The organism is Veillonella sp. AF13-2 (assembly GCF_003603295.1).
Classification (GTDB): domain Bacteria; phylum Bacillota; class Negativicutes; order Veillonellales; family Veillonellaceae; genus Veillonella; species Veillonella parvula_E.
In genome coordinates this window covers 102415-115733 of sequence record NZ_QTMT01000004.1, presented here as the reverse complement: position 1 = coordinate 115733, position 13319 = coordinate 102415, and the positions used below count along the sequence as shown (strand labels likewise).

10 protein-coding genes are annotated in these 13319 nt (G+C 40.2%); 2 read left to right on the top strand and 8 right to left on the bottom strand.

All coding sequences use genetic code 11. The annotated features are described in order from the left end of the window. Positions 1–88: 88 nt before the first annotated feature. Positions 89–2263, bottom strand: coding sequence for a heavy metal translocating P-type ATPase (locus DWV85_RS08410; protein ID WP_123138515.1), 2175 nt, complete (start codon positions 2261–2263; stop codon positions 89–91). Positions 2264–2676: 413 nt separating this feature from the next. On the opposite strand from DWV85_RS08410, the gene DWV85_RS08405 reads away from it, so the two are divergent. After that, entirely contained in the window at positions 2677–3342 is a 666-nt protein-coding gene (locus DWV85_RS08405) for a YigZ family protein (RefSeq protein ID WP_123138514.1), read from the top strand. A 10-nt stretch (positions 3343–3352) separates the two neighbouring features. Here DWV85_RS08405 and DWV85_RS08400 read toward each other — a convergent pair whose 3' ends face one another. Next, entirely contained in the window at positions 3353–3538 is a 186-nt protein-coding gene (locus DWV85_RS08400) for a hypothetical protein (RefSeq protein ID WP_123138513.1), read from the bottom strand. A gap of 195 nt (positions 3539–3733) precedes the next feature. Between DWV85_RS08400 and DWV85_RS08395 the strand changes: the two genes are divergently transcribed. Beyond that, positions 3734–4624, top strand: coding sequence for a LysR family transcriptional regulator (locus DWV85_RS08395; RefSeq protein WP_123138512.1), 891 nt, complete (start codon positions 3734–3736; stop codon positions 4622–4624). A 192-nt stretch (positions 4625–4816) separates the two neighbouring features. On the opposite strand, the gene DWV85_RS08390 is transcribed toward DWV85_RS08395, so the two are convergent. The 6 genes from DWV85_RS08390 to DWV85_RS08365 are packed head-to-tail and all read right to left on the bottom strand — an operon-like array spanning position 4817 to position 13028. Next, entirely contained in the window at positions 4817–5767 is a 951-nt protein-coding gene (locus DWV85_RS08390; protein ID WP_123138511.1) for a dihydroorotate dehydrogenase, read from the bottom strand. Further along, positions 5767–6534, bottom strand: a complete 768-nt coding sequence (locus DWV85_RS08385; RefSeq protein WP_123138510.1) for a dihydroorotate dehydrogenase electron transfer subunit — start codon at positions 6532–6534, stop codon at positions 5767–5769. Before DWV85_RS08385 ends, DWV85_RS08390 begins: the two co-directional genes overlap by 1 nt. A gap of 4 nt (positions 6535–6538) precedes the next feature. Beyond that, positions 6539–9739, bottom strand: coding sequence for a carbamoyl-phosphate synthase large subunit (gene carB / locus DWV85_RS08380; RefSeq protein WP_123138509.1), 3201 nt, complete (start codon positions 9737–9739; stop codon positions 6539–6541). Between the two features lies 1 nt (position 9740). Continuing rightward, a complete protein-coding gene (gene carA / locus DWV85_RS08375; protein WP_008715755.1) occupies positions 9741–10808 on the bottom strand; it encodes a glutamine-hydrolyzing carbamoyl-phosphate synthase small subunit in 1068 nt (355 codons plus the stop codon). Next, positions 10808–12094, bottom strand: coding sequence for a dihydroorotase (locus DWV85_RS08370; protein WP_123138508.1), 1287 nt, complete (start codon positions 12092–12094; stop codon positions 10808–10810). The genes carA and DWV85_RS08370 overlap by 1 nt, the downstream gene beginning before the upstream one ends. Beyond that, complete coding sequence (locus DWV85_RS08365) at positions 12078–13028, bottom strand: aspartate carbamoyltransferase catalytic subunit (protein WP_012864090.1); 951 nt, start codon at positions 13026–13028, stop codon at positions 12078–12080. The genes DWV85_RS08370 and DWV85_RS08365 overlap by 17 nt, the downstream gene beginning before the upstream one ends. Positions 13029–13319: the final 291 nt, after the last annotated feature.

Genomic DNA, 13319 nt, shown 5'->3' with positions numbered 1-13319 from the left:
ATATATACTTAACTATATGTCTGTAGATATAATAAAGCACCTATACCTCTGTATAGGTGCTTTATAGTATTCAATTATATGTATAATCTTAAATTTTAGCTCGTTTCAAACGAAGTGAATTACTTACAACTGTAACAGAGCTAAATGCCATCGCCGTGCCAGCAATCATAGGGTTTAACGCACCGATAGCGGCCAAAGGAATGCCAATACAGTTAAAGATCAATGCCCAGAATAGGTTTTGCTTAATGTTTGTCATTGTTTTACGACTGAGTCGTACAGCTTGTACCAGTGTATGCAAATCATTACGTACGAGGACGATATCGGCTGCTTCTACCGCAATATCTGTACCACTGCCAATAGCAAAGCCAATATCTGCCGTAACAAGAGCAGGAGCATCATTGATACCGTCACCAACCATCCCCACTACAAGGCCCTTATCTTGCAATTCTTTTACCTTACTAGCCTTATCCTGAGGCAATACTTCAGCTATAACATGGGCGATACCCGCCTGTTTAGCAATATATTGAGCAGTTCGACGATTATCACCAGTAAGCATCCATACATCAATACCTTGAGCATGTAACTCTTTTACAACCTCAATAGTTTCTGGACGTAATTCGTCTTCTACAGCCCACATAGCACTAATAACGCCATCTATAGCCAGAACAGATACGGAGGCGCCTTGTTCTTCAAATTGTAAAATATCTTCTTGAACCGCCGTTAAATCATAACCTAGTTCGTTCATCCAACGACTGTGCCCAAGTTGTACGGATACGCCTTGGTAGGCACCTTGTAACCCTTTACCTGGTACATCGGTGAAACTTTCAAGTTCAACAGCTTTACCTTTGTAGCCCTGATCTTCACCGTAGTAAACCATAGCCTTTGCAATCGGATGAGATGTGCCACTTTCAAGAGCCATCATAATAGACATATTCGTACTTTCATCACCATTGTAATTTTTAAAAGCCGTCACATCCAATACACCCTGTGTAAGGGTACCGGTTTTATCCATAACAATGGCATCGAGCTTACCCGCCTTTTCAAGATATTCTGCACTCTTGATGAGCACGCCGTGTTCCGCACCAAGTCCAGACCCAACCATGATAGATGTTGGTGTAGCAAGGCCAAGCGCACAAGGACATGCGATAACAAGTACCGCTGTTGCGTTAATGAGAGCAACGTTAATAGAATCTCCCATAATGAAGTACCATACGAGACCTGTCAAAACAGCAAGTCCAATAACAGTCGGTACGAAATATTGAGCCACGATATCTGCAATACGTTGAATACTAGCCTTAGAGGTTTGTGCCTCTTCGACAACCTTGATGATTTGAGATAACATCGTATCGGAACCGATACGCTTTGCTTCCATGGTAAAAGCACCACTTAGATTTATAGTAGCACCAATAACTTCAGAGCCAACTTGCTTTTCAACTGGTAAGCTTTCACCGGTCAGCATAGCCTCGTCTACTGTGGAATACCCCTCAGTAATTGTACCATCAACAGGGATTTTTTCGCCTGCACGAACTTGTAAAATATCACCCGCTACCACCTTAGATGTAGGGATATCAATAAATTCTCCATCACGCAACACATGAGCCGTTGCAGGTTGTAAAGCAATTAATTTTTGAAGTGCTTCAGAGGTACGCCCTTTTGCAATTTCTTCTAAGAGTTTACCAAGAAGGATAAACGTAATAAGCCACGCAGAGGTTTCAAAGTAAATTCCATGAGGTCCTAGTTCGGGGTGGAACTGCCAATTATAAATACTAAATAGATACGCTACGGTTGTGCCCATTACTACAAGCACATCCATCGTAAGCGCTCCATTTTTCACTGCACTCCAGGCACTCTTATAGAACATGAGACCAGGACCGAACTGAGCAATAGTAGCAAGAACAAACTCTACCCATACAGGCAATGCCTGAATACCAAATCGATGTAACGTCATATTAATCATCATCGGTACTGCCATACAAGCGGCTATAATAAGGCGTGTAATATGAGGTTTTAAGTTAACCTTTTCTATTTCTTGCTTTGTTTCGTCTGCTTCTGCAGCACCAAAGCCGATATTGGTAATGGCATCGATAATCTGTTGTGAATCTACAGTAGCTCCGTCTTTATATTCAACGCTCCCCTTCCGAGTTAAGAGATTAACCTTAACAGATTCTACGCCATCAACTTTAGAAACAACGTTTTCAACACGTTTTACACAGGCTGCACAGTGCATACCCGTAATATCAAATTCTTGTTTTTTTAAGCTCATATTCACAGGCCTTTCTACTCTATCGATACATATATCTTATTTTACAACTTACTATATTATTACAAATCCGTACTATATTTTGTATTTATGTACTTAAATATACGCCTAAACATCTATCTATAAAAATACTATATACCCTATTGTAAATAAAATAGCCATAAACAAGTTCACTAAGAATGTTTCAATATATTCTAAAACTTCAATATATGAACATATTACATGAGTAACTACTCATATATCTATATTTAATAATAACATAAATTCTCATTACGTCAATATCCTACTAAATATAGGGGGTTATTTCTTTTTTATAAGGGAATTAACCGCTTTTACCTATACATAGCCTTCATAAATAGATTATAATAAAGTGATGATGAATAAACATAAAATTTGATTCCAAAGGAGGTGAATATATGTCTGAATCAATAAGCCCTACGGTGGAATTTACTTCGGTAGCAAAAGAATTTCGCCATGAATATGTTGTTGAAAAATCACGGTTTATAACAACTGTATATCCTTGTAAGACTGAAGAGGACGCTCAAACCTTTATAAGCCGTATCAATAAAGAATTCTGGGATGCACGTCATAACTGCACAGCCTATGCATTAGGTCCACAGCAAGAACAGCAACGATCTTCTGATAATGGAGAACCATCGGGCACAGCAGGTAAACCAATGCTAGAAGTACTCAAAAAGACTGGTATTACCAATGTAGCCGTCGTCGTAACACGTTATTTTGGAGGCATTAAATTGGGCGCTGGAGGCTTGATTCGGGCCTATTCACACTCCGTTGCGGAAACATTACGTCTTGCGCCTAAAGAACTACATACAACACGAACTCGGCTACAAGCAAAGATTGACTACTCACTGTTTGGAGCAGTAGAAAGATATGTACAGGACGAAAAATTACATTACGAAGCAAGCTTTGGTGAATATGTAGACATAACAATCCTAATACCACCTACTGATGTAGAGCGCATACAAAAAGAGCTCCAAGACATAAGTCATGGAGCTGCAGCTTGCACGGTATTAGATTCTATTGAAGTGGTACTACCTCTAGATAAACAATCTAGTCAGTAGATTCCAAGTTTTAATTGCCGCTATTAACTAAACCGGCTATGCCTTGACCAAGTTCACGACGTTTGTCTGTAGTCATTGGATAAGGCCATACTCGTTCTAATTGTTTTTTCCGGCTAATTTTATTACGAGCCGTCATTAATCTACGTGCTTCCCAATTACGAATTGCTCGACTTAATGTTCTTTTTACCACGCCCATAGTAGTACCTACTTTCTTAACTGTTGTTATATATCAAAATTTGTGATGAGTATAGAAAGATAATTTAAAACTTAATTTACTTTCTATTACTTTGTTGAATTTAGTATATATAGCATTTTATTAAATGTGAAATGACCGTTACTTAGTTCGTTATAATTTTTATTTATCTTATTTTGTGTATAATAGGGAGATTCTATGGATACATCTTACTACCACAATTTTATTACCCTTGTTCAAACGGGCAATATGACACAGGCCGCAGAGATTCTTCATATTACACAACCAGCGTTAAGTAAGCAGTTGAAATATTTAGAGGCTGAATTTGGGGCTCAATTAATCAACATTAAACGCGGCCAACGAGGCTCAAACTTGCAATTAACAGATGCTGGTAAAATCTTCTACGAAAAAGCGCAACAACTCTGCTCTATTGAAGAATCTACATATAATGCTGTACAACAATTGAACTCACGCATTGAAGGTACTTTACGCATTGCGACGTCTGCATCTCGTTCAACGCCAATCGTACAGCAATATTTACCAGCTTTTTCCATGAAATATCCATCTGTCCATTTTGAAATTTATGAAGGACTTATGACAAATGTAGTGACCCAACTCATCAATGGTAGCGCCGAATTAGGTATCGCCAATATTCAAATGGTAGATATCGATAAATTCGATATTCTGCTTACCCAAGAAGAGCATTTATACGCTATTTTCCGCCGTGATGTATTCTGGACAGATCGTGAACATGATACCATCACGTGGGAAGACATAAAAAAATGTCCTCTATCCCTTTCTGGTGGCTCCGTCCGAATGATTATGCAGTCTAGCTTAACAGATATGGAGCAACTTAATGCAATAGCTATAACTACAACAAAAAGCTCAGCTATTGAGTGGGCCTCTTCTGGTCGTACAGTTTCTTTAGTCCCAATGGACGCCAAGGAACTCATCAATCATCGCAAAATGGCCCGCATTAAATTGCCAGAATTCTCGGGGGATTTCAAAAAAGCTTTTATCACGCTTAAAGGCCATGCACTTTCCCCAGTAGCACAACAATTTATTGACTTCTACAAAGCATATGTATAATCATAATTATACATATTATTACCATACTATGACATTAACAGTCTATATAATTGGCATCTATGTAATTATAGACCTCAATTCAATACATAAGAAAAGACCTAGTACTGAATGTGCTAGGTCTTTTTGTATCATATCCTATATAACGACAATTCTTATGGTTGTTTAAGTTTGTCGTACATATAATGCTGTTTGTTATACGTGATGAACAGCACCTACAATATCAGTGATGCTGTTAAGATTATATTGTTCTACATATTCGCTCATTTCACGGGCAATACGTGAAATTGCTGTTGGATCTACCATCGTAGCTGTACCAACTTGAACGGCTTGCGCCCCTGCCATCATAAATTCGATAGCATCTGTGCCAGTCATGATACCACCAAGTCCAATAATAGGAATAGTTACCCCTTTATAAACTTGGTGCACCATGCGAAGAGCCACGGGCTTTACGGCTGGGCCAGATAATCCACCGTAAGTATTACCCAATACAGGCTTGCGATGGTAAATATCTATAGCCATGCCCAACAACGTATTAATTAAACTTACCCCATTACCACCGCCTGCTTCAACAGCTTTTGCGATTTCTACAATGTCTGTAACATTTGGTGAAAGCTTAACGATAACAGGTTTATCCGTTACCTTACGAACCGCTTTAGTTACCGCTTCAACGACCTTAGGATCTACACCAAAGGCCATGCCTTCGCATTCTACATTTGGGCAAGATACATTGACTTCTAATCCTGCAATGCCATCTACAGATAATGTCTCTGCCATCCAAGCAAACTCATCAATTGTGCCCGCAGACATATTGGCTAATAAAGGTACATCATATTTCTTAAGCTCTGGTAAAATTTCTCTAACAAAATGTTCAGCGCCAGGATTTTCAAGGCCAATACAGTTCAATACGCCAGATGGAGTTTCTGCAATACGAGTACCAGGATTGCCATGACGGCCTTTTGGTGTTAAACCTTTTACAGAAATAGCACCTACTTCATTACTTAGATCAAGGTAGCCTGCATATTCAGGACCATTACCAAAGGTGCCAGATGCAGCGATAATAGGGTTTTTCATCTTAATGCCGCAGTAATCAATGGCAAGCTTTGGATTTGGCGTAACGGTGTTATTTAAATCGTGTTCACGCATTAAAAGAACACCTCCTCAGCTGGGAATACAGGACCATCTTTACAAACTTTATAGCGTTTACCTTCTGCACCATCACAAGCACAGCCTAAACAACCTCCAGTACCACAGCCCATGCGCTCCTCAAGAGAAACTTGGCAAGGCACATGGAGTTCTTTAGCCACTTGAGCTACGCCTTTCATCATCGGCGTAGGACCACAAGTCATGACAGAAGTAAAGGAATTAGCATTAATTAGGTCAGGCATAATAGCCGTAGGGAAACCTTTTGTGCCCACACTACCATCATCAGTAGTGATATGTACTGTAACAGGTCTATCTTTAAATAGATCAGCCCAGAAGGTTTCGCTTTCATTTCTAAAGCCCAAAATAACTTGTGCTTCTTCACCTTCTTTCAAATGCGATGCGATACATAGCATCGGTGCAATACCAACGCCACCGCCAATGAGAAGCATATTATTAGATGTTACAAACGGTTCGCCCAAAGGGCCTAAACAATCTAATGTATCACCAGGCACGAGACGTGTCATAATTTCAGTCCCCTTACCTACGACGCGATACAAAAGGGTAATTATACCCTTTCGGGCATCAAATCCAGCATAGCTAATAGGGCGACGCAATAATGGCGCCGTAGAGTCCGCTACGCGAACATTACAAAACTGTCCTACCTGTGCTTCTGCTGCTTGTTTTGGTGCGTGAATATCCATAATCCACACATCAGAGCCTATTTGCTCATTGCGAACGACTTCGCCCTGTTCTACATAGCCACTCATGGTTTTACTCCAATTCAAAATCTTGCAATGCTTCTACATTGTAGTTCGCATCATCTTTACGGTTTGCTACAACGCGCAATACTTCGCGAGCTGTATCAAGACTTGTTAAGCAAGGTGTACCCATTTCTACAGCGAGACGACGTAATTGGAAGCCTTCGCGTTCAGGACGTTTACCTGCAGTCAATGTATTAAGTACAAGATCGACCTTGTCTTGACGAATGTGGTCAGCACAGTTGTCATCCCCTTCAGAGATTTTATTAACCACCTTACAATCAACACCGTGTTCGATAAAGTATTTACCTGTACCACCAGTTGCTTCAATATGATAACCAAGATCGATGAACCCTTTTGCAAGTTCACAAGCTTCTGCTTTATCACGGTCTGCTACTGTCATGAGAATTGTACCATCCTCTGGAATACGCATGTTTGCACCATTGATAGCTTTGAATAAAGCTTCAGAATATGTGCGACCAATCCCCATAACCTCACCAGTAGACTTCATTTCAGGTCCAAGAGCGATTTCTACAAGGCCCATTTTAGAGAAGGAGAATACAGGTGCTTTTACAGCTACATATGGTTTATTAGGTACAAGACCAAGTGGTAAGCTTAAGTCTTTTAAGCTTTCACCAAGGGCAATGCGTGTTGCACATTCTACCATATTGATACCTGTAACCTTAGAAATGAATGGTACAGTACGGCTAGAACGAGGGTTAACTTCGATTACATTAAGTTCACCATCAGCCACGATATATTGAATATTAAGTACACCTTTAACATTAAGGCCTACTGCAATACGACGTGTATAATCAACGATTTGATCAATCAATTCTTGGCTCAAATGTTGAGCTGGATAAACGGCCATGGAGTCACCAGAGTGAACACCGGCGCGTTCGATTTGTTCCATAATACCAGGGATACATACATCGGTACCGTCAGAAATAGCGTCAACCTCTACCTCCATACCAACCATGTAACGGTCGATAAGAACAGGATGCTCCTTAGATGCTACTACGGCTTCCTTCATGTATACATCAAGCTCTTTATCGTTGTATACGATTTCCATCGCACGACCGCCCAATACATAAGAAGGGCGAACGATTAACGGGTATTTCAACTTTTTAGCTGCTTCTTGTGCTTCTTCATCAGAGGTTACCAAAGCACCTACTGGGCGAGGGATACCAAGTTTCGCCAACAATTCATCAAAGCGTTCACGGTCTTCCGCCATATCGATGCTATCTACGGATGTACCGAGGATTTTGACGCCACGTTCTGCCAATGGGCCTGCCAAATTGATAGCCGTTTGACCACCAAATTGAGCAATGACGCCCGCTGGCTGTTCTTTATTGATGATTTCCATAACATCGTCCACAGTCAATGGCTCAAAGTATAAAGAGTCAGAAATATCAAAGTCAGTAGACACTGTTTCTGGGTTGTTATTAATCATAATAGATTGGTAACCCGCTTTACGAAGGGCCCAAGAGGAATGTACGGAACAGTAATCGAACTCTACGCCTTGACCGATGCGAATTGGACCGGAACCAAGTACCACTACGGATTTATCGCCTAATGGACGGACCTCATCCTCTTGTGCATACGCACTGTAGTAATAAGGTGTTTTAGATTCAAATTCAGCTGCGCAAGTATCTACGTATTTATATGTTGGAAGAATATTCCATTCTTTACGTTTTGCACGAACATCTTCTACAGTTGTATTAGCATAACGAGCGATAACAGAATCAGTGAAGGAATAACGTTTTGCTTTGCGCAATACATCCTCTGTTAAACCTTGCTCAGCCAATGCTTTTTCCACAGTAACAATGTTTTTAATTTTTTCAATAAAGAATGTATCAATTTTTGTAATATAGTGGATTTTTTCTACACTAATTCCCTTGCGAAGTGCTTCTGCTACAACATAGATACGTTCATCATCTACTAAATGTAAACGTTCGATCAATTGTTCCATAGACTCATGAGCGATTTTCTTAAGCTCAATATGGTCTAAACCAATTTCCAAGGAACGAATTGCTTTAAGTAAGGAGCCTTCCAAAGAACGGTCGATGGCCATAACTTCGCCAGTGGCTTTCATTTGTGTGCCCAAGGTACGATCTGCCAAGTTGAATTTTTCAAAAGGCCAGCGTGGAAACTTAGTTACTACATAGTCAAGAGTCGGCTCAAAGCATGCTTTAGTTTCACCGGTTACAGCATTTGTAATTTGATCCAATGTCATGCCTACTGCAATTTTTGCTGCTACTTTCGCAATTGGGTACCCAGTTGCCTTAGATGCCAATGCAGAGGAACGAGATACGCGAGGGTTTACTTCGATAACAATATATTCGTTGCTATTTGGATTCAAAGCGTATTGTACGTTACAACCGCCTTCGATTTTCAAATAACGGATAATCTCTACAGATGCGGTACGCAGCATTTGGTATTGAATATCGTTCAAGGTTTGGCTTGGTGCCACAACGATAGAATCCCCAGTATGCACACCAACAGGGTCAATATTTTCCATATTACATACGATGATGCAGTTATCTGCACTATCGCGCATTACTTCGTATTCAATCTCTTTCCAGCCTGCAACGGAACGTTCTGCTAGAATTTGGTGAATTGGTGAAAGTTTCAAACCACGACGTGTGATTTCATACATTTCATCTTCATTATGGGCAATACCTCCACCAGTACCGCCTAATGTGTATGCAGGACGGATGATAATAGGATACCCAATACGATTAGCAAAGGCTACTGCTTCTTCAAGATCGTTAAAGATATCGGATTCAGGAACCGGTTGGTTGATTTCCTTCATCGCTTCTTTGAAAAGCTCACGGTCTTCCGCTTGTTTAATGGCTTCAAGAGTTGTACCAAGAAGTTTTACACCATATTCTTCTAATACGCCAGCTTCAGACAATTGTACCGCCATATTAAGACCTACTTGACCACCTAATGTAGCCAACAAGCCCCAAGGGCGTTCTTTTTTTATAACTTCTGTTACGAATTCAAGACTAATCGGTTCTACATATACGCGGTCTGCAATATCTGTATCAGTCATAATAGTAGCAGGGTTGGAGTTAACTAATACTACTTTATAACCCTCTTCTCGAAGGGAACGGCATGCTTGTGTACCAGCATAATCAAACTCTGCAGCTTGACCGATAATAATTGGACCAGAACCAATTACAAGTACTTTTTTTGCTTCTGAGGTCATATTATTTTCCCTTTCTCATTAAGTCTTCAAATTCGTCAAATAAATATAGGTTATCAGTAGGTCCTGGGGATGCTTCTGGATGGTATTGTACGGAGAAGATTGGCAATTCTTTATGACGCATACCTTCTACGGTACCATCATTTACACTACGATGTGTAATTTCTACGAAATCTGGCAAAGAAGTATCATCTACCGCATAACCATGGTTTTGAGATGTAATATATACCCGACCAGTACGTAAATCTTGTACAGGATGGTTAGAACCACGGTGACCAAATTTCAATTTGAATGTGGTACCACCATAAGCTTGTGCCAATACTTGATGCCCCATACAGATGCCAAAGATTGGTTTCTTACCAAACATTTTCTTTACTTCTTCTACTGCATAGCCAAGATCTTGAGGGTCTCCAGGGCCATTAGATAAAAAAATACCATCTGGATTTGCTGCCAACACATCTTCAGCCTTAGCATCTGCAGGAAATACAGTAAGACGACAGCCTGCAGCTTCTAGAGAGCGAAGGATATTTTCCTTTACACCATAATCCATTACCGCTACGTGGAATTCAGCATTTTTATCGCCACGCATACCTTGCCATTTTGTAGTTACACGCATAACTTGATCTGTTGGCAAGTCTTGTTTAAACAATTTTTGAATATCCTCCATAGGGTAATCAGAGCGTACGAGTACGCCCTTCATTACACCATGGTTACGAAGAACACGTGTAATCGCACGTGTATCTACATCATAAAGGCAAGGGATGCCGTGCAAACGAAGATACTCACTAAATAACCCCTCATTTTGCCAGTTAGATGGAAAGTCACATAGTTCACCTACAATAAAACCTTTACAATATGGCTTAGGACCTTGAGTGATAGAATTTAAAGTACCATAATTACCAATTAAAGGATAGGTTAATGTAATAATTTGATCCGCATAGGATGGGTCAGTCAAGATTTCTTGATACCCGGTCATACCTGTGTTAAATACAACTTCACCTACCGTTGGGGCGCCACCTAATAAGGAACCTTCAAACACGGAACCATCTTCAAGAACTAACTTGCCTTTCATTATAAGACTACGCCCTCCTTCATAACAATTTTGCCATCAACTACTGTAAGTTTAGCTTTACCTGTAACAGTCATACCATCAAATGGGCTAACTTTACCTTTTGTATAAAATTTATTTCTATCTACTGTCCACTTTTCAGTTGTAGAGAATACAGTAATATCCGCTGGCTTACCAACTTCAAGAACACCTGCATCAAGGTGCATCAACTCAGCTGGTCGAGTACTCATATAGTACACAACTTGATCAATGCTAAGTTTATCAGGACCATATGCATTTGTAATAACCGCTGCCAAAGATGTTTCGAGGCCACTGAAACCATTTGGTGCACAGCAGAATTCATGGTCTTTTTCTTCGTATGCATGTGGTGCATGGTCTGTAATAATCGCATCGATTGTGCCATCTTTCAAGCCTTCTAATAATGCTTGGCGATGATCTTCTGAGCGAATTGGAGGAGCCATTTTAAATGCTGGATTATATTCGCGTAGGTATTCATCTGTGAAAGACAAATGTTGGCTTGTAACTTCACAGGTTACATTAAGGCCTTTAGCCTTCGCACGGCGCACCATATCTACAGTATTTTTACTACTTACGTGAGCAATATGGATATGACCACCTGTCATTTCAGATAACAAGATATCACGAGCAACAGCCAAATCTTCAGCTACTGCAGGGCGACCAATAACACCTAATTCATAAGAAACAATACCTTCATGCATATGGCCATTTTTAGTCAATGTAATATCTTCTGCATGGTCGATAACCATCTTATTAAACATGGACGAGTATTCTAAAGCACGACGCATAAATGCAGCATTTTCTACATAGTGGCCATCATCGGAGAAAGCTACTACACCAGCTTCTGCCATATCCCCCATTTCAGCAAGTTCCTTACCTTCAAGACCTTTTGATACAGCACCAATAAATTCTACCTTAACAACACCAGTAAGTTCGGCTTGCTTTTGCAACCCTCTTACGAGCGCAGCATTATCTACCACAGGATTTGTGTTAGCCATAGTTACAACACGTGTGAAACCACCTGCAGCAGCGGCTTGTGTACCGGAGTGGAAATCTTCTTTCGCTTCTTGACCTGGCTCACGCAAATGTGTGTGAATATCAATAAGGCCTGGTGCTACAATAAGACCTGTTGCATCATATATCTCAGCACCTTCAGCATTTAAGTTTTGACCGATGGCTGCAATTTTACCATCTTTTACGAGAATGTCTGCTACTTCGTTTTGTTTTTTCGCCGGATTTACTACCGTACCATTTTTAATAAGCAAGCTCACTACCGTCACCTCCGATAATAGTTAAGTACAATACAGCCATACGTATAGCTACGCCATTACGCACTTGTTCTTGAATTACTGATTGATCAGAATACGCCACATCTGGTGCGATTTCTAGACCACGGTTCATTGGGCCTGGATGCATGACCATTACATCGTCTTTAGCTAATTTCAATACATCGTTATTAATACCAAAGATACGTGCATATTCTCTGTTTGTAGGATATAGTGCAGAGTGAATGCGTTCTAATTGAATGCGAAGTACGTTTACAACATCTGCATCAACAACGGCTTCACGAATATCGTGGTGTACGGTAACACCTAATTTTTCAAGTTCTGGATATACCATTGTACGAGGACCAGCCAGATGTACATCAGCCCCCATTTTTGTAAGTCCATAAATGTTGGAGCGTGCTACGCGACTATGCATTATATCGCCAAGGATAACCACCTTTAATCCTTCAATAGATTCCTTTTTCTCTAAGATAGAATACATGTCTAGTAATGCTTGTGTTGGATGCTCATGAGCGCCATCACCTGCGTTAATGATAATCGGATCTACGGCTTTCGTAGCGTATAAAGGTGCACCTTCTGCGCTGTGGCGCATTACGATAGCATCTGTACCCATGTAGGACATAGTTAATAATGTATCGCGGAAGCTTTCACCTTTACCCATGGAAGATCCACTAGGAGAAAGATTGATTACGTCAGCCCCTAAATATTTTCCGGCTAACTCAAAGGAACTACGAGTACGAGTACTTGGTTCCATAAAAAGGTTGATAATGGATTTCCCCTTTAATAGTGGAACCTTCTTGTCATCAGAAAGAACGATTTTCTTCATTTTCTTTGCCACATCTAAAATCAATTTGATTTCTTCAGGTGACACATTTTGCAAACCCAATAAATCTTTGCCTTTTAGGCTAACTTGTCCCATGATTTCCTCCTAACTCACGTAACAAAAAAGACCTTTTGCCCAGGGCAAAAGGTCAAATAGTTTGCACAAAGAAGCCCCTATGGGCACTTCAACTATATTCCTTTCTCAGCCTCTCTGGACTAAATTAAAAGGTATTGTATTATGCAATGGTCTCTCGTACCATATATGCATTTTCTTTATTTATTGTACTGAATCCACCTTTGAAAGTCAATGTAAAACACAAAATTCATATGGATTTTAAAAAGAGGACAAGCATATAAAATTGCTTGTCCTCTCTATATTTAAACAGCT